At 69.9% G+C, this 25,279-nt stretch carries 31 protein-coding genes and 1 pseudogene; 16 read left to right on the forward strand and 16 right to left on the reverse strand.

All coding sequences use genetic code 11. From position 1 onward, the window contains the following. Positions 1–47: 47 nt before the first annotated feature. On the forward strand, positions 48–488 hold the full coding sequence (locus tag ABD333_RS44645) for an STAS domain-containing protein (protein ID WP_344548988.1): 441 nt from the start codon (positions 48–50) through the stop codon (positions 486–488). Between the two features lie 53 nt (positions 489–541). Here ABD333_RS44645 and ABD333_RS44650 read toward each other — a convergent pair whose 3' ends face one another. After that, a complete protein-coding gene (locus tag ABD333_RS44650) occupies positions 542–874 on the reverse strand; it encodes a hypothetical protein (RefSeq protein ID WP_344548989.1) in 333 nt (110 codons plus the stop codon). Positions 875–1,390: 516 nt separating this feature from the next. Here ABD333_RS44650 and ABD333_RS44655 point away from each other — a divergent pair. Then, positions 1,391–1,969, forward strand: a complete 579-nt coding sequence (locus tag ABD333_RS44655) for a hypothetical protein (RefSeq protein WP_344548990.1) — start codon at positions 1,391–1,393, stop codon at positions 1,967–1,969. A 468-nt stretch (positions 1,970–2,437) separates the two neighbouring features. Here the strand turns inward: ABD333_RS44655 and ABD333_RS44660 are convergent, their stop codons facing one another. After that, positions 2,438–2,665 carry a hypothetical protein gene (locus ABD333_RS44660; RefSeq protein ID WP_344548991.1) on the reverse strand — a complete coding sequence of 76 codons (228 nt, stop codon included), beginning with the start codon at positions 2,663–2,665 and terminating at the stop codon, positions 2,438–2,440. Positions 2,666–2,727: 62 nt separating this feature from the next. Beyond that, the gene (locus ABD333_RS44665) at positions 2,728–2,925 is read right to left on the reverse strand and encodes a hypothetical protein (RefSeq protein WP_344548992.1); all 198 of its coding nucleotides are present in this window, start codon (positions 2,923–2,925) and stop codon (positions 2,728–2,730) included. Positions 2,926–3,069: 144 nt separating this feature from the next. Between ABD333_RS44665 and ABD333_RS44670 the strand changes: the two genes are divergently transcribed. Continuing rightward, positions 3,070–3,408: a hypothetical protein gene (locus ABD333_RS44670; RefSeq protein ID WP_344548993.1), complete on the forward strand. Its 339-nt coding sequence runs from the start codon at positions 3,070–3,072 to the stop codon at positions 3,406–3,408. 128 nt (positions 3,409–3,536) lie between these two features. Here the strand turns inward: ABD333_RS44670 and ABD333_RS44675 are convergent, their stop codons facing one another. Then, the gene (locus ABD333_RS44675) at positions 3,537–3,998 is read right to left on the reverse strand and encodes a CBS domain-containing protein (protein ID WP_344548994.1); all 462 of its coding nucleotides are present in this window, start codon (positions 3,996–3,998) and stop codon (positions 3,537–3,539) included. A 148-nt stretch (positions 3,999–4,146) separates the two neighbouring features. On the opposite strand from ABD333_RS44675, the gene ABD333_RS44680 reads away from it, so the two are divergent. From ABD333_RS44680 to ABD333_RS44695, 4 genes are all read left to right on the forward strand, one after another. Then, positions 4,147–5,397: a cation:proton antiporter gene (locus ABD333_RS44680; RefSeq protein WP_344548995.1), complete on the forward strand. Its 1,251-nt coding sequence runs from the start codon at positions 4,147–4,149 to the stop codon at positions 5,395–5,397. Positions 5,398–5,473: 76 nt separating this feature from the next. After that, positions 5,474–6,769 carry an ArsB/NhaD family transporter gene (locus ABD333_RS44685; protein ID WP_425546969.1) on the forward strand — a complete coding sequence of 432 codons (1,296 nt, stop codon included), beginning with the start codon at positions 5,474–5,476 and terminating at the stop codon, positions 6,767–6,769. Between the two features lie 24 nt (positions 6,770–6,793). Then, positions 6,794–7,117 (forward strand): hypothetical protein, encoded by a 324-nt coding sequence (locus ABD333_RS44690; protein WP_344548997.1) that lies wholly within the window; start codon positions 6,794–6,796, stop codon positions 7,115–7,117. A gap of 239 nt (positions 7,118–7,356) precedes the next feature. After that, on the forward strand, positions 7,357–8,019 hold the full coding sequence (locus ABD333_RS44695; RefSeq protein ID WP_344548998.1) for a hypothetical protein: 663 nt from the start codon (positions 7,357–7,359) through the stop codon (positions 8,017–8,019). 440 nt (positions 8,020–8,459) lie between these two features. Here ABD333_RS44695 and ABD333_RS44700 read toward each other — a convergent pair whose 3' ends face one another. The 5 genes from ABD333_RS44700 to ABD333_RS44720 form a co-directional block, all read right to left on the reverse strand. Continuing rightward, positions 8,460–8,888, reverse strand: a complete 429-nt coding sequence (locus ABD333_RS44700; RefSeq protein ID WP_344548999.1) for a DUF6653 family protein — start codon at positions 8,886–8,888, stop codon at positions 8,460–8,462. 182 nt (positions 8,889–9,070) lie between these two features. Further along, positions 9,071–10,228 (reverse strand): FAD-dependent monooxygenase, encoded by a 1,158-nt coding sequence (locus ABD333_RS44705; protein WP_344549000.1) that lies wholly within the window; start codon positions 10,226–10,228, stop codon positions 9,071–9,073. Next, complete coding sequence (locus tag ABD333_RS44710; protein WP_344549001.1) at positions 10,228–10,512, reverse strand: hypothetical protein; 285 nt, start codon at positions 10,510–10,512, stop codon at positions 10,228–10,230. The genes ABD333_RS44705 and ABD333_RS44710 overlap by 1 nt, the downstream gene beginning before the upstream one ends. Positions 10,513–10,969: 457 nt before the next feature. Continuing rightward, complete coding sequence (locus ABD333_RS44715) at positions 10,970–12,217, reverse strand: MFS transporter (RefSeq protein WP_344549002.1); 1,248 nt, start codon at positions 12,215–12,217, stop codon at positions 10,970–10,972. After that, positions 12,214–13,647, reverse strand: coding sequence for a rhodanese-like domain-containing protein (locus tag ABD333_RS44720; protein WP_344549003.1), 1,434 nt, complete (start codon positions 13,645–13,647; stop codon positions 12,214–12,216). Before ABD333_RS44720 ends, ABD333_RS44715 begins: the two co-directional genes overlap by 4 nt. A 175-nt stretch (positions 13,648–13,822) precedes the next feature. Between ABD333_RS44720 and ABD333_RS44725 the strand changes: the two genes are divergently transcribed. The 3 genes from ABD333_RS44725 to ABD333_RS44735 are packed head-to-tail and all read left to right on the forward strand — an operon-like array spanning position 13,823 to position 16,138. Further along, positions 13,823–14,563 (forward strand): ArsR/SmtB family transcription factor, encoded by a 741-nt coding sequence (locus ABD333_RS44725; RefSeq protein WP_344549004.1) that lies wholly within the window; start codon positions 13,823–13,825, stop codon positions 14,561–14,563. Then, the gene (locus ABD333_RS44730; RefSeq protein WP_344549005.1) at positions 14,560–15,834 is read left to right on the forward strand and encodes a cysteine desulfurase family protein; all 1,275 of its coding nucleotides are present in this window, start codon (positions 14,560–14,562) and stop codon (positions 15,832–15,834) included. Before ABD333_RS44725 ends, ABD333_RS44730 begins: the two co-directional genes overlap by 4 nt. Positions 15,835–15,841: 7 nt before the next feature. After that, positions 15,842–16,138, forward strand: a complete 297-nt coding sequence (locus ABD333_RS44735) for a sulfurtransferase TusA family protein (protein WP_344549006.1) — start codon at positions 15,842–15,844, stop codon at positions 16,136–16,138. Positions 16,139–16,141: 3 nt separating this feature from the next. On the opposite strand, the gene ABD333_RS44740 is transcribed toward ABD333_RS44735, so the two are convergent. After that, positions 16,142–16,576 carry a MarR family winged helix-turn-helix transcriptional regulator gene (locus ABD333_RS44740; RefSeq protein WP_344549007.1) on the reverse strand — a complete coding sequence of 145 codons (435 nt, stop codon included), beginning with the start codon at positions 16,574–16,576 and terminating at the stop codon, positions 16,142–16,144. Positions 16,577–16,664: 88 nt separating this feature from the next. Between ABD333_RS44740 and ABD333_RS44745 the strand changes: the two genes are divergently transcribed. The 3 genes from ABD333_RS44745 (at position 16,665) to ABD333_RS44755 (ending at position 18,272) form a co-directional block, all read left to right on the forward strand. Then, positions 16,665–17,300, forward strand: a complete 636-nt coding sequence (locus ABD333_RS44745) for a class I SAM-dependent methyltransferase (RefSeq protein ID WP_344549008.1) — start codon at positions 16,665–16,667, stop codon at positions 17,298–17,300. 20 nt (positions 17,301–17,320) lie between these two features. Then, entirely contained in the window at positions 17,321–17,695 is a 375-nt protein-coding gene (locus ABD333_RS44750) for a thioredoxin family protein (RefSeq protein WP_344549009.1), read from the forward strand. A 109-nt stretch (positions 17,696–17,804) separates the two neighbouring features. Next, complete coding sequence (locus tag ABD333_RS44755) at positions 17,805–18,272, forward strand: DUF6069 family protein (RefSeq protein WP_344549010.1); 468 nt, start codon at positions 17,805–17,807, stop codon at positions 18,270–18,272. Between the two features lie 289 nt (positions 18,273–18,561). Here ABD333_RS44755 and ABD333_RS44760 read toward each other — a convergent pair whose 3' ends face one another. From ABD333_RS44760 to ABD333_RS44770, 3 genes are all read right to left on the reverse strand, one after another. Further along, positions 18,562–18,789, reverse strand: a complete 228-nt coding sequence (locus ABD333_RS44760) for a hypothetical protein (RefSeq protein ID WP_344549011.1) — start codon at positions 18,787–18,789, stop codon at positions 18,562–18,564. Positions 18,790–18,979: 190 nt separating this feature from the next. Then, positions 18,980–19,825, reverse strand: coding sequence for an ABC transporter permease subunit (locus tag ABD333_RS44765; protein ID WP_344549012.1), 846 nt, complete (start codon positions 19,823–19,825; stop codon positions 18,980–18,982). Between the two features lie 37 nt (positions 19,826–19,862). Continuing rightward, positions 19,863–20,783: an ABC transporter ATP-binding protein gene (locus ABD333_RS44770; protein WP_344549013.1), complete on the reverse strand. Its 921-nt coding sequence runs from the start codon at positions 20,781–20,783 to the stop codon at positions 19,863–19,865. A gap of 86 nt (positions 20,784–20,869) precedes the next feature. Between ABD333_RS44770 and ABD333_RS44775 the strand changes: the two genes are divergently transcribed. From ABD333_RS44775 to ABD333_RS44785, 3 genes and pseudogenes are all read left to right on the forward strand, one after another. Next, positions 20,870–21,331 (forward strand): GbsR/MarR family transcriptional regulator, encoded by a 462-nt coding sequence (locus ABD333_RS44775; protein ID WP_344549014.1) that lies wholly within the window; start codon positions 20,870–20,872, stop codon positions 21,329–21,331. A gap of 165 nt (positions 21,332–21,496) precedes the next feature. Continuing rightward, positions 21,497–21,757, forward strand: a pseudogene (locus ABD333_RS44780) (response regulator); the annotation flags it as partial. Between the two features lie 112 nt (positions 21,758–21,869). Continuing rightward, on the forward strand, positions 21,870–22,136 hold the full coding sequence (locus ABD333_RS44785) for a winged helix-turn-helix domain-containing protein (RefSeq protein ID WP_344549015.1): 267 nt from the start codon (positions 21,870–21,872) through the stop codon (positions 22,134–22,136). 79 nt (positions 22,137–22,215) lie between these two features. On the opposite strand, the gene ABD333_RS44790 is transcribed toward ABD333_RS44785, so the two are convergent. The 3 genes from ABD333_RS44790 to ABD333_RS44800 all read right to left on the reverse strand — a co-directional run bounded on the left by ABD333_RS44790 (position 22,216) and on the right by ABD333_RS44800 (position 25,128). Further along, positions 22,216–22,875, reverse strand: a complete 660-nt coding sequence (locus ABD333_RS44790; RefSeq protein ID WP_344549016.1) for a potassium channel family protein — start codon at positions 22,873–22,875, stop codon at positions 22,216–22,218. Further along, positions 22,868–24,232: a TrkH family potassium uptake protein gene (locus ABD333_RS44795; RefSeq protein ID WP_344549017.1), complete on the reverse strand. Its 1,365-nt coding sequence runs from the start codon at positions 24,230–24,232 to the stop codon at positions 22,868–22,870. Before ABD333_RS44795 ends, ABD333_RS44790 begins: the two co-directional genes overlap by 8 nt. A 395-nt stretch (positions 24,233–24,627) precedes the next feature. Beyond that, positions 24,628–25,128, reverse strand: coding sequence for an ATP-binding cassette domain-containing protein (locus ABD333_RS44800; RefSeq protein WP_344549018.1), 501 nt, complete (start codon positions 25,126–25,128; stop codon positions 24,628–24,630). Positions 25,129–25,279: the final 151 nt, after the last annotated feature.

Below are 25,279 nucleotides of genomic sequence, written 5' to 3' on the forward strand. Positions count from 1 at the left end.
GTAATGGTTCCGATCCGCCCAGTAGCCAGAAGCAGACAAGGCGCCTTATGACACCACCTTCCGGCGCGGCGCCCCTGAACCCGCCGCCCGCCGGCACCCCACCCCGCCCACCGCGCCCGCCGATCTCACCGTGGGGATGGTCCCCCCGGCCCGACCCGCTGATCGTCACCGTCGCGCGCCAGGGCGGCTGGCACGTGCTGACAGTGACCGGTGAGCTGGACCTGGCCAGCGTCCCAGCGCTTCAGGCCGACCTGTACGACGTCTGGGCCGAGACGGCCGCGCCCTGGGTGGCGCTGGATCTGACCGCGGTGAGCTTGTGCGACTCCACCGGAGTCAACGCCCTGGTACGCGCCTGGCAACGCACCACCCGCGCCGGCGGCCAGCTCCTCCTGCTGCGGCCCCATCCCCGGGTCGCCGCCGTGCTGTGCCGCACCGCACTGGACCAGCACCTGCCCATCGCCACCCACCTGCCCGAACCACCCTGCTGAACCGCCCACCCGCGGGGCGGCCGAGCCTGCACGGCCGCGGACATGCCCCCACCTCAGTCCTTGGCAATGACCTCGTAGCAGACGGTGCCGATGGTGGCGTGCCCGTGCTTGCGCATCTGGGGAACGGCTTCGCGGTAAGCGGCGGCCGTGCCGTCGTGGTCGCCGTCCAGCTCCAGGCTGTCGGCCGAGGCCGCCAGATAGTTGGAAAGCCACAGCCGCGCGATCGCCTGATTGCGAAACGGCGGGCCGAGCGTGTGCGGACGGTGCCGGCCCGGCTCATCGACGCCCGGCTCACCGGCCGGCGTGGTGTCGCGGCAGACCGCCAGGAAGATCTGCTCACCGTGGGTAGTCGGGCCGGGACGCCGGGGACAAGGGCATGACCCCATTGTCCCCCCGTTCGCACGCCCTGGCCGGGCGAACGACAGCGCGGACCGCACGAACAGACTCGGCCCAGTGCTTAGCGTAGCTACCCGTCAGTAGAGGCCCGGAGCCCCGTTCCCCGCAATCCTCTGCTTCCACCGCCAATGCCGCGCCCGGCACGCGTCCGAGCAAAACACCGCGTCCCGCCGTGTGCCCGGCAACAACACATCCCCGCACCCCGGACAGACCCGCCGCAGACACTCACCAGCACCCGGCGAACCCGGCCCCGACCACCGCATCGTCCCTCCTGGCCGTCCCGCTCACGGCCATACCCAGCTTGCGCCCAACACCAGGCAGGTCACCAGCCCTCAGAACCAAGATCATCCTTCTCAGGCACCTTCTTAACGACAGGCCATATCAGGAGGGCGCTGAGGGGCTGGTGATGTGCGGCGGATCTCCAACAATCTAACTTCGCTCCGTAATTACTCGCACACAGAGGGAGATAATCCCTGGGACTTCGATTCGACCCCCGGGAGGTCCCCATGACACGCCCCCAGCTGTGGCCGACCGTCTGCGCTGCGGTGTTCGCGACGATCGCGGCCGGCCTGGCCCCGACTCCGGCCGCCTCCGCCGACCCCCTGACCGCCGCACAGGCCAGCGCCGCCACCGCCGGCGAACGCGGCGAGACCTGCGGCAGCAGCGACGACTCCTACGGCAAAGACCGCTGGGCCTGGGCCCGCACTGAGGTCTGCGCCCAGGTCAAACGCGACGACAACGGAAACCGCTACATCGAGGCCCTCTACGGCGGCAAGTTCCAGTACTACTGGGGCGCCGCCTGGTACCACGAACAGGCCAAGTGGGAAGCCCAGTTCGAGGGCCGGATCACCGCCTACCGCGGCGACACCTACGTCGCCGCCACCGAATTCTCCGAGCGAGTCATCGACGACTGGGGCAAGATCTACGGCAAGCTCGCCATCCACGACGTCAAGCCCGGCCAGACCTACCGCTTCGTCGGCAGCAAAGGAAAAAAGAAAGGCGGCTACTGGGCCAAAAACGGCGTCCGCTGGCGCACCGAGATCTACGACATCCCCCGCACCCGCGTCACCATCACCGTGACCTGACCGGAGAGAGAACACCACAACACCAAGTGCTGACCGGATAGGACACCGCGCCCCGCCCAATCGGCAGAGCCCGCGGCACGGGCGAGCCAGGTGGGGGCGTTGTTGCTCCTGGGGAATCCGGCGGCGTCGTGGCCGAACGCGCTGCGCTGAGCGGGCGTGACCTGCAACCGGCCGGTGAGCGGCGCTTGCCGGTCGGGCCAGGCCGTTTCACCGGTCCGGTGCGGGTCGTCGTGGGGACGGCGGTGCGGTTCGATGCAGCCCGTCCGTGAGTCCCGGTTTCGGCGGAGGGCGCGGTGCGGCGCACGGGGCCGAATTCGCCCGGGGACTGCTGCCGGTCCGGTGACCTGCGGCGGTGTGGTTCCAAGGGCCGGACAGAGTCGGCGTTCTTCCGCGGTGTGCTGCGGTCACTGGCCGGACGGCCCGGCTACTCGGGCCGTCTGGAGGGCGCCCCCCGCCGCTGCCCGCGATCTAGCCGTCTTCGGGCGAGGGGGCACCCGCGGAGGCCTGCGAAGGCACCAGACTGCAGAGTGCGTTCCCGACCACGGGGACGTCCTCGACGGTCTTGCACAAGTCGAAGTCTGCGGGCGCTGCCGCGGCGGTGGGTGCGGCATGGGCCGGGCCGGCCAGGGCGGCCAGCGCCAGCGCGGCGGCGGCCGTGGCGGTAGCGGTGCGGATGAGCGGGCGGGGGGTGCGCATGAGCAGCAGCTCCGATCACGGTTTGCATACAGTTGGTTACAGTCTGCCCATTGGGGGTGGGATCAACCCGTACGAGCGGCCCCGCCGAGCCCGACAGAACGGGGGGTCCGCCAGGTCCGGCCCGCCAACCGCCGTTCACCGATCGGTTGCTGCTCAAGGGCCTGAGCCTGGAGCTCGGCCTCACGCGCGATGATCTCCAGTCCGCAGCTCTTCCCCGGGCTGGAGATCGCCGCTTGCTCCGGCCCCTCCGCGCTGCTCATCGGCGCACCCAGCGCGCTGGCCTGGCCACTGTGGCCGCGGAGCCAACCCGTTCAGTCACGCAAAGCAAGATCATCATTCTCAGACAGCTTCTATATCCGCCCGTTGTTTTCCGAGTACTACAGGGACCCGCCGTTGTCGCAGCGGTGACCGGATCCGGGACGCCGGGCACGTTCACCGCCACCGCCAAGACCTGCGGCCGGGGCTGCCACTGGGACGGAGACTACGTTTCTGAGGACGGCCGTCAGCGACGAGACAACGTGCGCCTGACCGGAGATACGGTCCGAGTGGAGCATGTCGGTGATCGCGTCCGCGCGTGGGACACCGGTGCCCGACGCGAGGTCTATGCCGACCGGTACGTCGGCACCGCGTTCCTCCTGGTGTTCTTCTTGGTGCTCTCGGTGGTCGCGCTCGCCGCCTGGATCTTCGGCATGGCACGGCGGCTACGTCGCCTCCTGCCTGCGCGACCTCCGTCATCGGACTGACGCTCATGAGCTGATTGCGAACAGGCCGGGTTCGAGCGGGGCGCCCGGCACATTCACGAAAGGTTGTAGGCGGGTCAGAGGCGTCATCGGCTGAGGGGCGCGGGTGACCGCGATGTGCTGGGTGGTGGTCAGGGCGGGGGGAGCAGGCGGGTGAGGAGTTGCGCCACGGTGACGACTCCGATCATGGGGGCGTCGGTTCGCTGGGGGTGGCCGGAGACGGCGACGACGGGGCTTCGGGTGTTGGCCATCAGGGTGGCGATCTCGATGGCGGTGGCGTGGTTGTCGACGATCGGCGGTGCCTTGGTTTCGGTCGGCAGCAGGTCGGCGACCGTCTTGTCGGCGAGTTTGCCGCACAGCTTGTCGGCGTGGGCTTCGTCGTAAACGCGGGCGAGGGCGGGGTCGTCCTGCACGTAGCGCGGGATCATGAACCGCAGCAGCTGGGAGCCGGGCAGGATGGCCACCGGGCGGCGGTCGTCATCGACGACGATCAGTCCCGGGAGCCGGTGCTCGGCCAGCAGGCGGGCGGCCACCAGCGCACTGCTGTCCAGGGTCACGGTCGGGTAGTCGACGGCCAGTTGGTGTGCGCGCACGTCATCGACGTTAGCCCAGACCGGTGATCTTTGGCGGGTCGGCGGATGGGCGGCGTGGAAACGGCGCGACAATCCCGTTATGGTCATGGGCAGGTGAGCCGGGAAGCCTGGTCGGCATGTCCTTAGCCGACCGACCCCGAGAGCCTCCATGACTGCCTTGTTGCTGGCGTTCGCGGCACTGCTGCTGCTCGCCGTCCTGCTGTCGAGTCTGGCCAACCGCACCATGCTGTCGACAGCCGCGCTGTTCTTGGTCGGCGGTTTCGTGCTCGGGGACGGCGTCACCGGGGTGCTGTCGCTAAGTCCGGGTGACTCGCTGGTGGCCGGGCTGGCGGAGCTGGCGTTGTTCGCGGTGCTGTTCACCGACGGCATGCACGCCGGCTGGAAGGACCTTCGTGCGGCGTGGCGGCTGCCCGGCCGGGCGCTGGGCTGGGGACTGCCGCTGACGTTGGCCGTGACGGCGTTGCTGGCCTACTTTGTGGCCGGGCTCGGTGTGGTGGAGTCGCTGCTGGTCGCGGCGATCTTGACGCCGACCGATCCGGTGTTCGCCGCCGCGCTGGTGGGCAACGACCGGGTGCCGCCCCGGTTGCGGCACCTGCTCAACGTCGAATCCGGGGTGAACGACGGCCTGATCCTGCCGTTCGTCGTGCTGTTCCTGGCGATCGCCAAAGGCTCGGACGATCTGCATCTGGGGGAACTGGGCAGCGAGCTGGCGCTCGGTGTGGTGATCGGGGTGGCGGTGCCATGGGCGGCGATCATGCTGGAGCGCACCCGGCTGTTCGCGATCTCACCCAAGTACGAGCCGCTGAACGCGGTGGCGATCGGACTACTGGTCCTGGGTCTGGGCAAGGCCACGCACGGCAACCTGTTCCTGGCCGCGTTCGCCGCCGGCATCACCGTCGCGACCATCGGCGACCAGCACAGCAAGGCCTTCTCCGAATTCGGAGAGCTGGTCGCCGAGCTGCTCAAGCTCGCCGCGCTGCTGGTGTTCGGAGTGCTGATCTCGCCGGCGTTCCTGGGCGATGTCAGCGTGTCGGGCTGGGTGTTCGCGGTGCTGGCACTGGTGGCCGCCAGGCCGGTGGCGTTGTGGGTGTCGTTCCTGCGGTCGGGACTGAGCGCACGCGAGCAGGGCGCGGCCATGTGGTTCGGGCCCAAGGGCTTCGCCTCGGTGGTGTACGGCCTGCTGGTGCTCGAATCAGGAATCCCCGCGGCGGATGAGATCTTCCATCTGGTCGCGGTGACCATCGTGCTGTCGATCCTGGCGCACTCCTCCACCGACGTCGTGGTGGCCCGCGGATTCGATGACGAACACGAGGTCCCCGCCTGGTACGGCAAGGCACGCACCCTGGTCCGCCGTCCCGGCCAGACCCCACAGCCCACCCCCGATGAGGACTCTCAGTGATCGATCGAACTAGCGTGGTGACAGACACACCGCGAAGGCTGATCGGCGAACTTCTGCGCAAACCGTTCTGACAGGAGTGTTCTTGGCTGCCACCCTCGCCATCGCGATCTTTGTGACCGCTTATGCGTTGATCGCGTCGGAGAAGATCCACCGGACCAAGGTCGCGCTCGGTGGCGCGGCGCTGATGCTGCTGTTCCACATCACCGACGCGCACAGTGCGTTCTTCTCCGAGGAGTCGGGGATCGAATGGAACGTCATCTTCCTGCTGCTGGGGATGATGGTGATCGTGTCGGTGCTGCGGCAGACCGGCGTGTTCGAGTACCTGGCGATCTGGGCGGCCAAACGCGCCCGCGGCAAGCCCTACCGGCTCATGGTGATGCTGGTGGTGATCACCGCGGTCGCCTCGGCGCTGCTGGACAACGTCACCACCGTGCTGCTGATCGCCCCCGTCACCTTCCTGGTCTGCGAACGCCTCAACCTCAAAGTGGCGCCCTACCTGATCGCCGAGGTGATGGCCTCCAACATCGGCGGCACCGCCACCCTGGTCGGCGACCCGCCCAACATCATCATCGCCGCTCCCAGCCGCGCCGACCTGTCCTTCAACGACTTCCTGATCCACCTGGCGCCGCTGGTGGTGGTGCTCATGGTGGTGTTCTGCCTGCTGTGCCGCTGGCTGTTCCGCTCAGCATTCACCTACGACCCGGCACTGGCCGAAGAGATCATGACCCTGGAAGAGCGCGAGGCCATCACCGACCGGCGCCTGCTGATCCAATGCCTGGCCGTCCTGGCACTGGTGGTGGCGGCGTTCGTACTGCACCCGGTACTGCACTACGACCCCTCGGTGGTGGCGCTGCTGGGCGCCGGGCTGCTGGTCGCCGCCACCAAGGTCACCACCGAACAGGCACTGGAAGAGGTCGAATGGCCCACCCTGGTGTTCTTCGCCGGCCTGTTCGTCATGGTCGGCGGCCTGGTCGAGACCGGCGTCATCGGCGACATCTCCCAAGCCGCCGCCGACGCCACCGAAGGCCGCCTTGGCTTCGCGACGATGCTGCTGCTGTGGGCCTCGGCGGGCCTGTCGGCGATCGTGGACAACATCCCCTACGTCGCCACCATGAGCCCGATCGTCGGCGACCTGGTCCAGCAGAACGGCGGTAAGGACCAGGCCCAGGTGCTGTGGTGGGCGCTGGCGCTCGGCGCCGACCTGGGCGGCAACGCCACCGCCGTCGGCGCATCCGCCAACGTGGTCGTGCTGGGCATCGCCGCCCGCAACGGAGCACCCATCAGCTTCTGGCACTTCACCAAGTACGGCCTGGTCGTCACCGTGGTCACCGTCGGCTTGGCCACGCCCTACCTGTGGCTGCGCTACCTGTAGTGCCCTTGGTGAAGGGAGCCCCCGTTGTCAGCACGCCGCCCGCGCCGCGCCTGGTGGAACATCGCCGCTCTGGCCCCGGCGCTGGCGTGCGGCGCGATGATCGGGTGGCTGCTGGACCAAGGCCTGCTCGCCGCAGCCGCGACGAGCATCCTCGTCATGGGCATCATCGTTGTCACCGAGATCACCTGCCGCCGCCTCCACCGCAAGGAGCCCGGCGTCACCGATCCCGTCGACGTCCCCCGGCCAGGCGATTCACCTCCCGGCGCGTCCCGCGACGCGCTTGAGATCCCCAAAGCGGCCTCGTCACCCACCGGCTGTGATCGCCCCACCTCGCGCGAGCGTGATTGATACAGTCCCCGATAGGTGTGCCGGGAAATCTGGTCGGCAGTGCTTCTTCCTGCCTCAGGAGGCCCGTGCCACACCGTCCGCTCTGGCGTCCACCGCTAGCCGTAATGAGCATGGCCGTGGAGCAGGCCTTGCACCGCGAGCACGGCTGCGGTGTACCTGCCGCGCGATGGCCTGAAAACGGCCGATCACCGCACGCCGCTTGTCGCCCCTCCGTGCACGAACCTGACCGTGGAGCGCTCATGTCCGCTTCCCCGCCCGGCCCGGCCGCTTCACCGCTGCGCGGTCCCGATACCCAAGCCAAGGTCGAACTGCTGCACCAGCTGGCTGACGGCGCCATGCAGGAAACCGTCTGGTATAGCCCGGCAGACGACCGGTTCGCCGCCCTCATCGCCAGACTGGCGGTGAGCGACCGCGCATGGCTGTTGCGCTGCATCGGCTGGTTGCGCACCACCACCACGCTCGCCCCGGCAGCCATAGTCGCGGCAGCCGAGCTGGTCCGGGTCCGCCTGCTCAACGGAGGCAGCGACAACCGCGGCATCATCGCCATCATGCTGCGCCGCCCCGACGAGCCAGGCGCTCTGCTCGGCTACTGGGTCACCACCTACGGGCGGCCCGTCCCCAAACCGGTACAGCGCGGAGTGGCCGACGCGGTCAAAAAGCTCTACACCCAGCAGGCCGCAGACACCTACGACCAACCCGGCCGGGGCCTACGTTTCGCCGACGTCCTGGCCATCGCCCGACCCCGGCCCACCTCAGCACAGCAAGCGACCCTGTTCCGCCAACTGACCGACAACCGCTCCCCTGACGCCACCCTGGACTTCTCCGCCCTGACCCCGCCCGCTGACCCTTCGCTGGCCGCGGCCCTGCGCGCCGCGGCCGGCACGGGACAGCTGCCCTTCTGACCGCGAGAACAAAGAGCTGATTCCGGCCTTGTCGAGCCCGCTGGTGCAGGACCAGGACCAGGATGACCTTGACGACGGCGGTCATGCGGTCGGGCGAGCAGTCGGGCCTTCGCAGAACGTGCCGGCCTTTCAGCGTGGCGGCGGCGCGGTATTCGCCTGGTGCACCGTCGGGGCGTGGTGCCGGTTGGCTCCCGGGTTTGAGCTTGCGTCGCTGCTGCGACCGGCACGCCGCCGCCCCTACCGGAGCGACACGTTCGTGAGGATCTGGGAGGAAGTGACACGCGCATTTCTGGGACCCACCCGGGCCACGGGCAGCCGAGATCGCACCGATCACTGCGGCGGCGACGTATCCGGCGAAGACGGCTTGAGCTGGACCCGGTCGAGGTGGCCGAAGCGGTAGCCGCGCCGGACCGCGGGTCTTCCCGGTCTGCAACGAGACGTCAGACGGTATGCCGGTCTGCGTCGTAGAGGTCGGCGTAGCGCCGCCAGCCGTACAGTGTCAGCGCCATCGTGGCGGCCACGCCGAGGATGGTCGGGACCTTGCGGCGGTGCCAGGCGGCGAGGCCGGCTGCGCCGAGGGTGAGAAGGCCTACCGCGTTGAGTGCGCTCATCGTCCGGTCCAGCTCGGGGTGGGCCAGCCAGCGCTCCTCGCCCAGGATGGCGCGGGTGGCGAGCGATCTGCGGTCAGCCGGCTCGGGGGTCATGATCGGGTTGATCGCGAACCAGATCACAACTCCAGCGGTCACGTCCGCGCGCCGGGTCCAGAACGGTGCGACGACCAGCGGTGTGGTCAACAGCCGGGTCCAGGCACTGACCGGGTGGGCGTGCCGGGCGAACATCCAGTGACGCAGCTGCTGCGAGCGATCCATGATCATTCCTTGTGTCCGGTGGCTCACGGGTCGGGTGCACCGTCAGACGCGATCACCGGTGCGCGGCCGACAGGATGAGTGGGGGCTTTGGCCGCTTGATGGGTGAGGCGCACGCCGGGCCGGGCTGGGCTGATGGTTGGGCCCGGCGCGGTGCGCAGCCGGTGTGGTGCGGCGGCTTCGCGTCAGTGGCGGGTGGTGGGTGAGGGTAGGTGTGGTGGCTGCCATCGCCAGGTGGGGTTGCTGTCAGCGGCGATGCCCTTGCGCCAGAGCGGGGCGGGCATCAGGCGGATCATGGTGGTCATCGTCCGGTGGGCGGCTTTGGAGGTGGTGCGGTGGCCGTCTTTGCGGGCGCCTCGGGCGGTGGCCTGGGTGCGCGGTCGGCGGTCGGTGTCGTAGCGGTGCAGGGCGGTCTGGATCGTGGGTTCGCCGGCGAGCGCGGCGACGAGGACGACCGCGTCTTCGATGGATTGTCCGGCGCCTTGGCCGCGGTCGGGGCTCATGGCGTGTGCGGCGTCGCCCAGTAGCGCCACCTTGTCGTGCACGTAGGTCGGCAGGGGGTCCAGGTCGCGGATGTCGATGTGGATCACCGCCTCTGGCGGGGTGGCCTGGATCAGTGCCGGGATCGGGTCGTGCCAGGTCGCGGTCCGGCGGGCCACCTCGCTCTTCTCCTGGCCCGGGTAGCGGACGTCGGGCTGGTCGGCGGTGGTGACGTAGGCCCAGTAGGTGCGGCCGCGGCCGACGGGGTGGATGAGGAAGTAGCCGCCGGGTCCGAGCGTGATGCTGCCCGGCGGATCGGCGATCTCGGCGATGCCCAGCCAGGCGGTGCGGCCCAGGAAGCGCGGCGGCGGCGCGTCGGGCCACAGCAGGCGGCGCACGGTGCTGTGGATGCCGTCAGCGGCGACGACCAGGTCGCCGCTGACCTGGCCGCCGTCGTACTCCACGCACACCTTGTCTCCCTGGTGCGCTACGGCCGTGACTTCGGCGCCGGTGCGCACCCAGCCGTCGGGTACCGCCTCCAGCAGGACCCGGTGCAGGTCGGCGCGATGAAAGGCCAGCATCGCGGTCGGATCGCCGGGCCGGGCACGTTGCAGGTAGCGCCCATCGGGTGTGCGCAGGTTGCCGGATGCGTGGGTAGGCACACCCGCCGAGCGGGCCTGCTCGCCGACGCCGAGTTCGTCCAGCGCGCGCATGGCGTTGGGCGCCTGGGACATACCGGCGCCGATCTCGCGCAGCTCGGCCGCCCGCTCCAGCACGACGGCCTGCCAACCGATCCGACGCAGGGCCAAGGCGGCAGCCAGTCCGCCGATACCGCCACCGACCACGATCGCTTGCCTGCTCACTACGTCTCCTCACCATCGGCCCAAGCACCGTGGGACCCAGCATCGTGGGACCCAGCACCGTCGAGTTCAGTGCTGTCGAGTTCATTGCCGCCGCCGGGGTTCAGGGGCGGCGCGTTGTCGAACACCTTGGCCATCCACTCGAACGCGGCGTGCGCCTGATGGACGCGGGCGGCCCGCTCATCATCCGGCCCCATCAGATCCAGGCCGTCACGGGTGATGTCGAGGAAGGAAGCGATGCCGGTGATCTGCTTGCGGACCACCTGCGCCCAGGCGTCGTCGGCCATCCGGTAGTAGACGGGCCTTGCCGTTCATGCAGGGATGCCCGGCGGAGACTCCGCAGCGAGGACAGACGGCGCCCAGTCGTGGATCCGGTTTGCGTTTGGGCACCTTGAAGGTCGTCATTGAGGTGCCGTAGGTTCCCCTTGCCGTGACGGCGAGTGTTCCAGGCCAAACACGGCGCCACGGGGCGGCGCTCCGCACAGGCCCGCACCGCCCGAGTGGACCCACCGCTGTTCATGCGTTGGACGGTGATGGCGGCGACCTTTCGCATCCCCTCCTAGCGTGCGGGAGAGCCCTGCTGGCCAAGGTCGAAAGGCGCACCGGTCGCCGCCTGGCGCACGCCGCGATGTTCTCGGCCGTCGAAGGACTTGCGTATGCCTTGATAGAAACCCCGCAACGTGCTCGGCTGAGAGCGGGCCGTCAGTGCGGGTCCGCCGGGCGGGGCCTGTTCGGTGAGGGCGCTCAGGTGCGGGGATGGGTTTCGTACATGCGTATCGCGGCGAGCAGGCCGCTGGCGGCGGTGAGGGCGGCGATGGTCCAGATGGCGGTGGTGATGCCGTACAGGTCGGCGATGATGCCGGCTAGCAGGGCGCCGACGGCGAAGCCGCCGTCGCGCCACAGGCGATAGACGCCGACGGAGCGGGCGCGCCAGGTGGGGTGGGTGACGTCGCCGATGGCGGCCAGCAGGGTGGGGTAGACCATGGCGGTGCCGGCGCCGAGCAGGCTGAGCGCGACGGCCCACACCCAGAAGGTGGTGCCCAGGGCGACCAGGGCGAGCGCGGCGGCTTGGGTGAGCATGCCGGCGACGATGAAGGGTTTGCGGCCGTAGCGGTCGGAGGCGGCGCCGGTGAGGAGTTGACCGGCGCCCCAGGCGGCGGGCAGCAGTGCGGTAAGGAGGCCGATTTGGCCGATGGTCAGGCCGTGGGCGGCGAACAGGAGGGGGAACAGTCCCCAGGCCAGGCCGTCGTTGGCGTTGTTGACCAGTCCGGCTTGGCTGACCGAGGACAGGGCGGGTTCGGTGAAGCTGGTGCGGGTGAAAATCTGCCCGCTGGTCAGGGCGGGTCCGGAGGGTTGGGTGGTGATGGCGGCTTCGTGGTGGGCGTGGCCGCGGGTCTCGCGGACGACCAGCAGCGACAGGCCCAGGCCCAGGGCGGCGTAGGCGGCGCCGACCAGGAACGGCGCGGGCCTCAGCCCGTGTTCGGCGGCCAGCCATCCGGTGGCCATGGCGGTGGCGGCGACGGCGAGATATCCAGCGGCTTCGTTGAGGCCCATGGCCAGGCCGCGCCGCTGCGGTCCGGCCAGGTCGATCTTCATAATGACGGTGACCGACCAGGTCAGCCCCTGGTTGACGCCGAGCAGCACGTTGGCGGCTACCACCCAGCTCCATGACGGCGCGAAGATGAGAATGAGCGGGACGGGCAGGCCGATGAGCCATCCGGCGATCAGGACGGGTTTGCGTCCGTACCGGTCGGACCAGGCGCCGGCGAAGTAGTTGGCGGCGGCCTTGGTCACGCCGAACGCCAGGATGTAGGTGAGGGCGGCGGTGTAGGCGGTCAGGTGGAAGGTGTGTTCGGCCAGCAGCGGCAGGACGGCGCGTTCTTGGCCGAGCATCCCGCCGACCAGCGCGTTGACCGCGACCAGCAGGGTGAACTGGGCCAAATTGGTGCGGATCCCCAGCGCGGTCGCCTTGACCGGCGCGTGCGCGGTCACCGCCCCAGCTCCAGGCCCTGCTCCGGGCCCTCAAGCTGGCCCTGGTTGAGGGCCCGCTCGGTGGCCTTGGCCCAGTCGTCGGGTCCACCGGCCAGGATCGCCAGGTCGCGGTGACCGGCGCGGGCGAGCAGGCTGGCGGCGGTGGCGGCGCGTTCGCCGTGCCCGCACATCACCACATACGGGCGCCGGTCCAGGTCGGCGGCGTGGGCGGGCAGGTCGCCGAGTTCGACGTGCACGGCGCCGGGGACATGGCCGGCGGCGTATTCGGCGTCCTGGCGCACGTCGACGATCGGGCGCTCGCCGATGTGGGCTGCGTCGGTCAGCCCGAGGCTGTGCAGCGGGTGTCCGGCGGCGCGCCAGGCGGTGACGCCGCCGGCCAGTTCTCCGACCAGGTTCTCGTGGCCGATGGTGAGGGCCTGCCAGGTGATGTCGGCGGGGTCTTGGTCGGGGTCGCGGACGATGACGATCGGGGTGGCGGGGTCGGTGAGCCAGCCCAGCCAGGTGCCGAACTGTGGCCGCAGCGGGTTGGAGAGCGCGCCGGGGAGGTGCCCGGCGGCGAAGTCGGCGACCGGCCGTACGTCGACGACCACCGCGCCGTCGGCCAGCAGCGCGCGGGTCTGGTCGACAGGCAGGGGCGCCAGGGCGGGCGGGCCGGTCAGGATCTGCGGGCCGCGCCGGTTGAGCTCGGTCAGGCGGTCGAAGTAGGCGGCGTAGGAGCCGAGGCTGTCGATCAGCCGGGCGGCGAAGGTGTCGGCGTCGGGGGCGGCCAGCAGCGGGTTGCTGGCCTTCTCGGCGCCGATGGTGGAGGTGCGGTCGGCGCCGGGCGGGGCCGAGCAGAAGGATCCGGCGCCGTGCGTGGGCCACACCGCGACATGGTCGGGCAGCGTCGCGAGGCGCTGTAGGGAGGCGTACTGGGCGCGGGCCAGTTCCTCGGTGCGGCCTGGGCCGAGCAGGTCGGTGCGCGCGGCCGCGCCGACGATGAGCGATCCGCCGGTGAACACCCCCAGGGGCCGGGGCCCGTCGAGCAGCAGGAACGCCAGGTGCTCGTCGGTGTGCCCGGGAGTGGCCAGCGCCCGCATGGTGAGCCCGCCGAGGTCGGCCTCGTCTTCGTCGGCCAGCCGCGTGTGGTCGAACGCGCGACGGCCCGCGGCCGAGGCCAGGACCTGCGCGCCGGTATCGGCGGCGAGTTGCCGCGCACCGGACAGGAAGTCGGCGTGCAGATGGGTGTCGGCGACGAACGCGATGCGCAGCCTGGCCCGATCGGCCTGGGCCCGCAGGCCGCGCACATCGCGCGGCGGATCGACGGCCAGCGCCCGCCCGTCACCGAGATCGACCAGGTAGGCACTGTTGCCCAGACCCTCGTCCACTAGTGCGCTGACCAGCGATATGGCTGGTGATCGAGGCTCTTGGCCGCTCATCTCGCCGCTCATCTCATCGTCCTTTGCCACTGCGGGGTCGGGCTGCTAACCTCGCAACCTACAATATTCAAAAGAATATTAGAAAGTTAAGTCGAGGCGAACGTGCTGGCGGTTCCCCAGCGACGCCCCCGGCCGCGCCGTGAATCTGGACGCCGCTGGAACATCGGCCGCTCGAACACCGGAGGACATGATGCCCGCAGCCGACAGCGCAGCCGGGCCCACCGCCGGGCCTACCGGCGCCCTGGCAGAAGACCGCGAGCGCAAGACCGCGTTGTACGGGCAGTTCGCGCGGGTCGGGAAGGCGCTGGCCAATCCGGCCCGGCTGGAGCTGCTGGATCTGCTGGCCCAGGGTGAGCGCAGCGTGGAGGAGCTCGGGCAGGCGGCGGGGATGAAGGTCGCCAACACCTCCGCACAGCTCAAAGCGCTCGCCGAGGCGGGGCTGGTGGCTGCTCGGCGGGAGGGCGCCAAGGTGTTCTACCGGCTCGCCGACGACGGCGTCGCCGAGCTGGTCGAGCAGGTCAAGGCGTTCGCGGCGGCCCGGCTGGCCGAAGCCGAACGCGCGGCCCGCGACTACCTGGGCGATCTGGACGCCCTGGAACCGGTCGCCCGCGACGAACTGGCCCGCCGCATCGAGGGCGGCGACGTGGTCGTGCTGGACGTCCGGCCCCCAGTGGAGTACGCGGCCGGGCACATCCCCGGCGCCGTCAACCTGCCGCACGACCAGCTGGCGACAAGGCTGGCCGACCTGACCGACAAGGTGCCGCCGGGCACCGACATCGTCGCCTACTGCCGCGGCCGGTACTGCGTGTTCGCCCCCCGCGCCGTCCGGCTGCTGCGCGAGCGCGGCTACACCGCCCACCCTCTGGACGGCGGGCTGCCCGAATGGCACCGCGCCGGCCTGCCGGTCACCGCCGGGAGCAGCCCATGAACAGCCCAGGCAGTAACTCCGCCAGCCCGAACACCACCGGCGACGCCCTGGCCGGCCTGGACGCGCCGGTCCCAGCCGGCCTGCGTGAAGGCCCGATCTACCTGGACTACAACAGCACCACACCGGTGGACCCGCGGGTGGCCGAGGCGATGCTGCCCTTCCTGACCGAGCATTTCGGCAACCCCTCCAGCGGCCACCCCTACGCCGACCGCCCCCACCGCGCCCTCGCCGTCGCCCGCGGCAGGCTCACCGCGCTGATCGGCGCCGCCTCGGAAGAGGTCGTGTTCACCGGCAGCGGCTCGGAAGCCGACGCGCTGGCCATCATCGGCGCCGTGCTCACCCACCGCGACCCCGGCCAGGTGCACGTGGTCACCCAGGCGACCGAGCATCCGGCCGTGCTGGAAGCCTGCCGGGCGCTGCAGCGCCGCCACGGCACCGCGATCACCTACCTGCCCGTCGACGCCCACGGGCGGGTCGACCCGGCCGATCTCGCGCGAGCGCTCACGCCGCGGACCGCGCTGGTGTCGATCATGGCCGCCAACAACGAGACCGGGGTGCTCCAGCCCATCGCCGAACTCGCCGCCGCCGCCCACGAGCACGGCGCGCTGCTGCACACCGACGCCGCCCAGGCCGTCGGCAAGATCCCCATCGACGCGGCCCGGCTCGGCGTCGACCTGCTGACCGTGGCCGGGCACAAGCTGTACGCCCCCAAGGGCATCGGCGCCCTCTACGTGCGCACCGGTGTGCTGCTCGAACCCCTCATTCCCGGCGGCGGGCAGGAACACGGGCTGCGCGCCGGCACCGAGAACGTCGCTCTGGCCGTCGCCCTCGGCACCGCCGCCGACCTCGCCCAGCACGAACTCGACCACGGCGGCCCCGACCGCATGGCTCGTCTGCGGGACCTGCTGGCGCGGCGGCTGAACCGCCTGCTGCCCGGACTCCTCACCCGCACCGGCCACCCCGACCACCTGCTGCCCGCCACCCTGCACATCACCATCGACGGCGCCGGTGGCGACGACGTTCTGGCCGCCACCCCCGCCATCGCCGGCGCCACCGGCTCGGCCTGCCACGAAGGCTCCCGCGAACCCTCACCCGTGCTTCTGGCGATGGGCCAAGGCCACGACCAGGCCCTGTCCGCGCTGCGCCTGAGCGTCGGACGCTGGACCACCCCCGAACAGATCGAACGGGCCGCCGACGCGATCGCCGCCACCGTGGACAAGCTCACCTCGACCCCGGCCACTCGGGGAAACAAGACAGCGAACAGGCAGTGAGCGGACGGTGAGCGGCCAGAACACCGACGAGACACCGGTGGTCATCGACGGCGGTGATCGCTCCTGCGTCCGGCTCCTGCTCGAGCTGCGCGAACACCTGGCCCTGCTGCCCGGCCGAACGCTCGTGCACCTGCTGGCCACCGACCCGGCCGCCCCCCTCGACCTGGCCGCCTGGTGCCATCTGACCGGCCACCACTACCTCGGCCCGATCCCTCCCGCCGGCGGGACCCCGGGATATGCGCTGCGCGTCACCGCCGATGCCCGCCCCACCCGCCCGGACACGCCCTGGCACCTGGGCGCCTGACGCTCAGCACTCGATGGACCGGATCCGGTCCATGACCGTGCAGGCCACCGACACGAACGACTCCAGATCGGCGGCCGGGACGCCGTCGAAGAGGAAGTCGTAGCCCGCCCGGTACTCCTCGGTCAGGCCGGTCATCGTCTCGACGCCCTTGGCGGTCAACGACACCAACGTGGCCCGCCGGTCGGTCGGATGCCTGCCGCGCTCAGCGAAACCGTCCGCCTCCAGCGCATCCAGCAGTCCGGTGATGTTGCGCGGCGTCACGCCGATCAGGTCGGCCAGCGCCTTCTGCGTCGACGGTCCGCGCTGATGAAGGGCCCACAACACCGAGGTCCGCGCCCGCGTCAACCCGCGCGCGGCCATCCCGCGCTCCATGAACTCCGACGTCATCACCGCCAGCTCGAACAACCGCTCCAACGCGCCAGCGCCGGACCCGGCCACACTTTGGACACTCGCTTCATTGTGTACATACTTCACTATGTTGTAGCCTCCCGAAAAGAAGGGTAGCCCGAGCCTCCGGGAGCACGCCATGAGCCACCGCCACCCCCTGTTCGCCCGCTTCTACGCCCGCACCAGCCTGCTGATGGAACGCAGGATCGGCGCGCACCGCCGCACCCTGCTGGCCGGGCTGACCGGGCGCGCCATCGAGATCGGCGCCGGCAACGGCCTGAACTTCCCGCACTACCCGGGCACCGTCACCGAGGTCATCGCGGTCGAACCCGAACCCCACCTGCGCGCCCTCGCCCAGGCCCTCGCCGACACCACCGCCACCGTGCCGATCAAAATCGTCGACGGCTGGGCCGACCGGCTACCCGCCGACGACGCCTCCTGCGACGCCGCCATCGCCTCCCTGGTCCTGTGCTCGGTGCCCGACCCCGACGCCGCACTCGCCGAGATCGCCCGGGTCCTCAAGCCCGGCGGCCAACTGCGGTTCCTCGAACACGTCCACCATCCGCGACCCGCACGGCGCCGCCTCCAGCAGACCCTGGACACCACCCGCGCCTGGCCCTGGTTCGGTGGCGGCTGCCACTGCTCCCGCGACACCCTCACCGCCATCAAGAACGCCGGCTTCACCATCGACCACCTCGACATCCTCACCAGCACCGACACCGGTCTGCCGTTCCCCACGGCACCGCAGATCCGCGGCACCGCCACCCGCCCCTGACCCCAGGAAAGAGCCCCACCGTGAACACCACCACGCGCACGCCGCTGATCGCATTGACCCAAGCCGACTTCGACGCCGAACGCACCCGCATCACCGAGCCGCTGCTGGTCGACTTCTGGGCCGAGGGCTGCGGACCCTGCAAAGCCCTGGTCCCCGTGCTGGAACAGATCGCCGCCGAACACACCGGCCGGCTGCGCGTGGCCACCGTCCGCCTCGACGACAACCCCGGCCTGGCCCGCCGCTTCCAGATCATGGCGCTGCCCACCCTGATCGTCTTCATCGACGGACACCAGACCACGCGCATCACCGACGTCACCACCAAGGCCGGACTCCTGCGCGAACTCGCCGACGCCACGGCCCAGCCCCGCGGCGAAGATCTTCATCAACCATCTTGACCTCAAATCGGCAGTGCATCAGCGTGCTCCCAGCAGACGTCAACCGATGACCCGCCGCTGCTCCCAGCGAAACCGTTCCTGGGGACCACCCGCGCGAGAGGACAGAGGCATGGCCACCAGCCCAGACGCCGCCCCGCACCGCCCGTGGTCCGGGCGGCCGCTGTGGCAGGTGGGCCTGGCCGCGGCGCTGGCCGCCGCGGCCGCCAGCGTCCTGGTGTACGGGGCTGCCCGGGCCGCCGGCGTGCCGATGGAGCTGACCGAGATATTCGACAACGAGTTCGCGCGCATGCCGGTGACGAACATGGCGTTCGGCGCTCTCCTGGACGGCGGAGCAGCCGGCACCGCACTGGCATATGCGTGCCGCAGATGGGCCAGGCGGCCCAGACGGTTGTTCATGGCGGTCGCGATGACCGGCCTCATCGCCTCCTTCTCCCTGCCCATCACCAGCGACGCCAGCACCGCGACCAAAGTCGTCCTGGCCATCAGCCATGTCGTCGTCGCGGCCATCATCGTGCCGGCGTTGGCCCTGGCACTTCCCCGCGTAGCGACACTGGGCGACGACGCGGTCAGAAACTGACTCCGATCACCCACCCGCATCGCAACGCCCAGCGGCGGTCACCCCACCCGAGCCAACGCCCTGACGCTACGGGCCGCTCGGTTGGTGCCCAAGCACCGATTCAGCTGTCCTGGAAGAGCAGGACGGCCTACCGGATCCAAGTACAGCCGCCATCCTCGACAAGGCGCCGCGAACTCCCCCAAAACCAACCACGTCGATATCACCGCAGATCGCGGCTGTATCCGACCGAAACTTCGTCAGCGCTACAAGTGCCGCCTGACCTGCGTCTCTGCAGGACGGCCATGCAACATTAGGTGGGCGGGAACCTCAACTGGGCCGCCTCGTCTCTCGCCGTGGCGGCTTCAACCGCAGCACGAAGACGGTCCTCCGGAAAGAGCAGATGGCCAGCGAGTTCGTCGAGAACCAGTGCGATCGCTTCACGCCACTCAGCGAACGCCGCGGCGCTGGCGGAATCCTGAGGCCGCATCGCTCGCACCCGCCGCAGTTCGTTCAGCGCAGTCTTCAACTCTGGAGTCACTGATCACCTTCGACGCGAAGATACCGCTCTCATGGCGGCAGTTGTCACGGAACGTCATCAACGCGGTGACCCTCTTGAGAACTCGCGACAGTTGAATAGGCGACTCCGCCAGTCCGGAACCCCTCGAACTCCAGACCGGCAGCGCTGAGCGTGTGCAGTATCCGGGCATGGGGAGGCCGGTCACGGTGGTTCAGCGGCCGAGGTCGCGGCGGTTGAGGCGCCACGCGCCGGCTGCGGTCACGATGATCACGGCGCCGGTCAGGACGGCCGCGTCGACGATCTGGAGGCCGTTGTTGAGGGGCTGGCCGCCGATGTAGTAGTGGTACGGCGTCAGCTTGCGCAGCCAGTCGGCGCCGATCTGGGGGGCGAAGCCGTGCAGGGCGTAGGCAGCCACGCCCAGGCCGGCGGTGATACCGAAGACAGTGGGGCGGCTGTGGCCGGTGGCGGCGCCCAGGCCGGTGGCCAACGCTCCGAACATGGTGGCCAGCAGCGCCAGGTTGAGGGCCTGGGCGGCGAAGTTCGCAGGACTGATGCTGTGGAGTTCGGCGCTGGAGCGGATGGCGAGCATGGCGGCCAGCACGACCGCCGCGATCGCGACGGCGCCGACGGTCAGGGCGGCCAGGCGGTGCAGCAGCAGGCGGGTGCGGCCGATCGGGTGGGCCAGCAGCAGGTCCAGGTAGCCGCTCTCCTCGTCGGCGGAGATCATGCGGGCGCCGGTGGCGGCACCGTAGAAGGTCGCCAGTAGCGGGACCAGCAACCCGAACACCGCGCCCTGCAGGTAGCCGGCGGCGCTGGAGGCGTCGTTGAGCCCGAAGCCCTCCATGGCTTGGGGGACCGAAGCCATGGAGTCGGCCGAGATCTGGGGGTAGAAGCTGCCGTACATCGCCGCCAGCAGGCCGGTGGCGAGGGCCCAGACGGTAAAGATGCGCCGATTGTCGTACAAGGTCTTGGTGAACATCGAGCCGCTGAAGGCGCGGGCGAGTCCGGACGCGCCGGGAATCGCGGTGGCGGTGGCTTCGGGACGGGTGGTGGTCATGGGTGCCGCCGTTCGTGATGGTGTCGATAGGGGCCGGTCAGGCGGCGCTGCCGTTGCGCGGCTGGTCGGCCTGGCCGGTGTAGTAGGTGTGGAAGAGCTCTTCCAGGTCCTGGGTGTCGGCGCGCAGGGCGGTGACGGTGTGCTGGGCGGCGGCCTTGATCACAGGATCTGGGCTGCCGTCGATGTGGCAGGTCAGGGTGGTGCCGTCGACGGCCAGGTCGGTGACGCCGGGCAGGCCGGTGAACTCGGCCGCCGGGACGGGCGCGGCGAAGGTGATCTGCACGTGGAGGAATGAGCGGGCGCGCAGGTCGGCGACGGTGTCGGTGGTGACCAGGCGGCCCTGGCGGATGATGGCGACGCGGTCGGCGACGGCCTCGACCTCGCTCATGATGTGGCTGGACATGAACACCGTCTGCCCGTCGGCCCGGGCCTGGGTGACCATGTCCAGGAAGGTCTGCTGAACGAGGGGGTCCAGGCCGGAGGTGGGCTCGTCCAGGATCAGCAGTTCGGGCTGGTGCATGAACGCCTGCACCAGGCCGACCTTCTGCCGGTTGCCCTTGGACAGGCTCTTGATCCGCGCGTCCAGGTCCAGCTCCAGCCGCTCGGCCAGCGCGGCGATCCGGTGCGCGGGGACACCGCCGCGCAGGCCCGCCAGGAAGGTCAGGCACTCACCGGCCTTCTGCCGGCCGTCGACGACGAAGTCACCGGCGAGATAGCCGATGCGGCGGTGCAGCCGCACCGCGTCACCGCGCGGATCCAGCCCGAGCACGCGGGCGGTCCCGGATGTGGGGCGGATCAGGTCCAGCAGCAGCCGGATGGTGGTGGACTTGCCCGCCCCGTTGGGCCCCAGGTAGCCGAACACCTCGCCGGAACGCACCTGCAGGGACAGGTCGGCCAGGCCGCGGCGGGTGCCGTAGTCCTTGCTGAGGTGGTCGAGTTCGATCGCCGTGGTCGTCATGCCGCAAACTGTACAAAGTCTTCAGAGATTTCTGAAGGCTTGAAGCTGTTAGGATTTCACCACGAACTTTGGCGAGGGGAGTGACGTTGGCGGACACCACCGAGGCGGCCGAGCATCTGGCGCTGGTGCTGGCCCAGGGCGGGCTGCAGAAGGCGACCGCGCGGGTGCTGGCGGCGTTCATGTTCGCCGATGAGGACAGTGTCACCGCACCGGACCTGGCCGAGCGGTTGGGCATCAGCTCCGGCAGCGTGTCGGGGGCGATCAAGATGCTGTCGACCGTCGGGCTGATCGAGCGCGCTGCGGCGCCGGGCAGCCGGCGTGAGCACTACCGGGTGCGCGAGGGCGCCTGGGCCACCTTGATGTCGGCCCAGAACGGCATGGTGCAGGCGATGTTCCAGGCCGCCGACCGCGGCATCCAGGCCGCCGGGCCCGACAGCCCAGCGGCCCGGCGGCTGGAGGAGATGCGCGACTTCTACGGCTACATGTTCGCTCACCTGCCCGCCCTGGTGGAACGCTGGCAGGCCGAGCGGACCAAATCCCGTCCCTGACACGCGGCCGCGACGGCCGGACGCTGTGCTTGACTGCTGGTCGTGGTGAGTGACGAGCCCAATGGGAAGCAGGTCACCGATACTGCACCCCACCGGGTCGCCGCCTGTCGGGACCCGGACCCGCACTGAGCGCCAGCGAGGAGAACGGCCGTGACACGTGTGCTGGTGGTCGACAACTCGCCGCAGATCCTGGCGACCCTGCGGCTCAACCTGAAGGCCCGTCACTACGACGTCCAGGTCGCGCTCGACGGCGGGCAGGCCCTGGCCCGGGCCGCGGACTGGCATCCGGACCTGATCATCCTTGATCTCGGACTACCCGATCTGGATGGTGTGGAGGTCATCCGCGCCCTGCGCGGCTGGAGCCAGGCACCGATCATCGTGCTGTCGGGACGGACCGGAAGCAGAGACAAGGTCGACGCCGACGCCGGCGCTGGCGACTACCTCACCAAACCCTTCGACGTGGACCAGCTATTCGCCCGCATCAAGGCCAGCACGGGCGCGCCTCGGCCCCTACCTCATCGACCTGACGCGCAAGACCGTGACCGCAGTCGCGGGAGACCTCCAAGGCGTCGCCGTGCACCTCACCGCGACCGAGTGGGGTATCGTCGAGGTTCTGGCCGGCAGTCCCGGCAAGCTGATCTCGCAACGCCGGCTGCTCGCCCAGGTTCAGGGTTCCCACTCGCTCAAGGAAGCCCATCACCTGCGGGCCTGCCTGGCCTCGCTGCGCCGCAAGCTGGAGACCGACCCGTCCCGGCCCCGCCACCTGCTCACCGAGCCCGGCATGGGTTACCGCTTCCAGCCGTGACGCCGAGGCCACCACAGGCCGGTGTGTGCCGGTGGTCGCCGTCAGTAAGCCGTCGCGCGGGATGTGGCCAGGGGCGGTCTCAGAGTTCGGCGAACCGTTCGACCTTGTCGACCCGTCCGGCCACGATGATGATGTCGTCGTAGCGCAGGACGGTGTCGGTGGTGGCGTAGGTGAAGTCTTCGCCCGGGCTCTTGACGCACACCACGGTCACGGCGTACTTGCTGCGCAGCCGGGTCTCGCCCAGGGACACGCCGACCAGTTCCCTGGGAGGATGCGTCTTGGCCAGGGCGAAGTTCTCATCCACCTGGATGTAGTCCAGCATCCGGCCGGCCACCAGATGGGCGACGCGCTCGCCCATGTCATGTTCAGGCAGCACGACATGGTGGGCGCCGATGCGTTCCAGGATGCGGCCGTGCTGGCGGCTGATCGCCTTGGCCCAGATGTCGTCGATGCCCAGCTCGACCAGCAGCGAGGTGGTCAGGATGCTGGCCTCGATGTCGCTGCCGATGGCCACCACCGCGCGGTAGAAGTCCGGCACGCCGAGCTGGCGCAGGGCCTCGATGTCGGTGGAGTCGGCGGTGGCGATGTGGGTGAGCTGCCCGGCCAGCGCCTGGACGATCTTGGGCCGGTGGTCGACGGCCAGCACCTCGGTGCCCTGCTCGGCCAGCTCCAGCGCCAGCGAGCTGCCGAACCGGCCCAGCCCGATGACCACCACGGGGTCGTGTCGTCTGTCAGCCAACGATGGGTCGCTCCTCAGGCAGTTCGTAACGACGGGTACGTTCCCGCAGCGCCAGCGCGGAAAAGAGAGTCAGCGGCCCGATCCGCCCGATGAACATCAACAGGGCGATCACAACCTGGCCGGCGTCGGGCAGCTGGCCGGTGATACCGGTCGACAGCCCGACCGTGCCGAACGCCGACACCACCTCAAACAGCACCCGGTCCAGGCTGTGCGGCACCATCGACAACAACACCAATGTGCAGACAGCGACCAGCCCGACCCCCATCAGCGCGATCGTCAGCGCCTGGCGCTGCACCGGCCCGGCCAGCCTGCGGTGGCCGACGTTCACCCGATCCTCGCCGCGCAACTCGGCCCACATCACAAACGCCAGCAGCCCGAACGTGGTCACCTTGATACCGCCGGCGGTGCCCGCGCTGCCGCCGCCGATGAACATCAAGATGTCGGTGAACAACCAGCTTTCCGGGCGCATCTGCGAGATGTCGATGCTGTTGAACCCGGCCGTGCGCGCCATCACGGCGGCGAAGAACCCGGCCAGCAACTTGGCCGAATCCGACAGCGGCCCCAGAGTATGGGGATTATCGCGTTCGGCGCTGGCCAGGACCACCGTGCCCACCAGCAGCAGCGCGGCGGTGGTGCCCAGGGTGATGCGGGTCAGCACCGACCACCGCCTCGGCCGGCGCCAGCTGCGGGCCAGCTCGAACACCACCGGAAACCCCAGCCCGCCGACGATGACCGCGGCCGCGACCGGCAGGCAGACCCACGGATCGGCCACGAACCTCGACAGGCTGTCGGGCCACAACCCGAACCCGGCATTGTTGAACGCCGAGACCGCATGGAAGACCCCCATGTAGACCGCACGCCCCACCGGCTCGCCGTAGCCGAACGCGAACCGCAGCGACAGCACGACCGCCACGATCACCTCAGAGACCAGGCTGAACAGCACCACGTTGCGAACCACCCGGCGCATCCCGGCACCGTGCAGGGTCTTGGTCTCCGCCTGCGCCAGCAGCCGGGCCCGCAGCCCCAGCTTGCCCGAGACCAGCACAGCGAACAGCGTGGCCAACGTCATGATCCCCAGCCCACCGGCCTGGATCAGCAACAAGATGACCACCTCGCCGAAAACCGACCAGTGCTCACCGGTGTCCACCACCACCAAACCGGTCACACACACCGCCGACGTAGCGGTGAACAACGCGGTCAACGGCCCCGCCGACTCACCCGACTCGGTCGCCACCGGCAGCGCCAGCAACCCGGCGCCGACCAGCACCGCCAGCCCGAAACCACCAACGATTACCTGCGCCGGATGCTGGAAACGGTCCAGAACCGCCGAACCCAGCGCGGCCCGGCGCCCCGACAACCCCACTCATCCGCCTCTCAAAGCCCCCTCAGCAACCGCAGATCAACCTACAACCCCCGGCCAAAAGCCAACCAGATCGCCGGGCCGGCCCGGGCGCCTGCGCAGGTGCCGGCTGACCATCAGCGACAGCCGAACCAGGCGCTGGACGCGGACCCGATGGCCCTGCGTTTGAAGCTGACCATCCGGCACCACCACATCGCGATATCACCGCAAGCTACGGCGCTATCCGACCAACCCCTTCTCTGTGCTACTGGAAACCTCTACAAACCCGGGTGCGGACCCTCCGCGCCTGGCCGGACGCAAGCGGCCCAGACGGCGACCCGCTCACCGACGCCCACCGATCGGAAGAAAGATCCGCCAACGGGCCGCAAGCGCCACCGCTGAGCTGGGCGAACTCAATCGCGTGTACCTGAATGCACGACTCTTACCGACACCCCAGGTCGTCGCGGCCGCCTTCCTCCACGATCCGGCCGGCGTCCAGAAAGGCGATGTGATCGGCACGTTGGATGGTCCGCGTCCGGGTGCGCGACCATCAGCACCGTCCGGCCTGCCATCAGACGCTCGATTCCCTCGTGGACGGCCGCCTCGTTCACCGGGTCCAGCGCGGAGGCCACCTCGTCCAGGAGCACGATGGGCGCGTTCTTCAGCAGCGCTCGCGCGATCGAGACGCGCTGGCGCTCACCACCCGACGGCAGTGCACCGCCTTCGCCGACATTCGCCATCCATCCGGCGGGCAGTCGCTCGATCACCTCGCCCAACCGCGCCGCGGTCACGGCCGAACGCACCTCGCGGGACGGCCGAGACGCACGTTCTCCTCGATCGTGCCGTCGAAGATGGACACTCTGGAAGACGATGGCGATCTGCGCCATCACCACCTCGGTGTTGATGGCGTGCACGTCCACACCTCCTATGCGGCGCCCACGTCGCAGAAGCGCGCGAGCAACTGCAGCTATGTGCTCTTGCCAGCGCCCGACGGCGAGCCGCTGTCCCTCCGGCACGGACAACGACACATTGTCGATGACCGTGCGGTCGCCATGCCGGAAGGTG

Source organism: Actinomadura fulvescens, from assembly GCF_039533225.1.
GTDB classification, from domain to species: domain Bacteria; phylum Actinomycetota; class Actinomycetes; order Streptosporangiales; family Streptosporangiaceae; genus Spirillospora; species Spirillospora fulvescens.

What these genes read in the sequence shown, in the direction of transcription:
- ABD333_RS44645 (WP_344548988.1), top strand. Translation starts at nt 48, where the DNA reads ATGACACCACCTTCCGGCGCGGCGCCCCTGAACCCGCCGCCCGCCGGC.
- ABD333_RS44650 (WP_344548989.1), bottom strand. Translation starts at nt 874, where the DNA reads ATGGGGTCATGCCCTTGTCCCCGGCGTCCCGGCCCGACTACCCACGGT.
- ABD333_RS44655 (WP_344548990.1), top strand. Translation starts at nt 1,391, where the DNA reads ATGACACGCCCCCAGCTGTGGCCGACCGTCTGCGCTGCGGTGTTCGCG.
- ABD333_RS44660 (WP_344548991.1), bottom strand. Translation starts at nt 2,665, where the DNA reads ATGCGCACCCCCCGCCCGCTCATCCGCACCGCTACCGCCACGGCCGCC.
- ABD333_RS44665 (WP_344548992.1), bottom strand. Translation starts at nt 2,925, where the DNA reads ATGAGCAGCGCGGAGGGGCCGGAGCAAGCGGCGATCTCCAGCCCGGGG.
- ABD333_RS44680 (WP_344548995.1), top strand. Translation starts at nt 4,147, where the DNA reads ATGACTGCCTTGTTGCTGGCGTTCGCGGCACTGCTGCTGCTCGCCGTC.
- ABD333_RS44695 (WP_344548998.1), top strand. Translation starts at nt 7,357, where the DNA reads ATGTCCGCTTCCCCGCCCGGCCCGGCCGCTTCACCGCTGCGCGGTCCC.
- ABD333_RS44700 (WP_344548999.1), bottom strand. Translation starts at nt 8,888, where the DNA reads ATGGATCGCTCGCAGCAGCTGCGTCACTGGATGTTCGCCCGGCACGCC.
- ABD333_RS44710 (WP_344549001.1), bottom strand. Translation starts at nt 10,512, where the DNA reads ATGGCCGACGACGCCTGGGCGCAGGTGGTCCGCAAGCAGATCACCGGC.
- ABD333_RS44720 (WP_344549003.1), bottom strand. Translation starts at nt 13,647, where the DNA reads ATGAGCGGCGAGATGAGCGGCCAAGAGCCTCGATCACCAGCCATATCG.
- ABD333_RS44725 (WP_344549004.1), top strand. Translation starts at nt 13,823, where the DNA reads ATGATGCCCGCAGCCGACAGCGCAGCCGGGCCCACCGCCGGGCCTACC.
- ABD333_RS44730 (WP_344549005.1), top strand. Translation starts at nt 14,560, where the DNA reads ATGAACAGCCCAGGCAGTAACTCCGCCAGCCCGAACACCACCGGCGAC.
- ABD333_RS44745 (WP_344549008.1), top strand. Translation starts at nt 16,665, where the DNA reads ATGAGCCACCGCCACCCCCTGTTCGCCCGCTTCTACGCCCGCACCAGC.
- ABD333_RS44755 (WP_344549010.1), top strand. Translation starts at nt 17,805, where the DNA reads ATGGCCACCAGCCCAGACGCCGCCCCGCACCGCCCGTGGTCCGGGCGG.
- ABD333_RS44765 (WP_344549012.1), bottom strand. Translation starts at nt 19,825, where the DNA reads ATGACCACCACCCGTCCCGAAGCCACCGCCACCGCGATTCCCGGCGCG.
- ABD333_RS44770 (WP_344549013.1), bottom strand. Translation starts at nt 20,783, where the DNA reads ATGACGACCACGGCGATCGAACTCGACCACCTCAGCAAGGACTACGGC.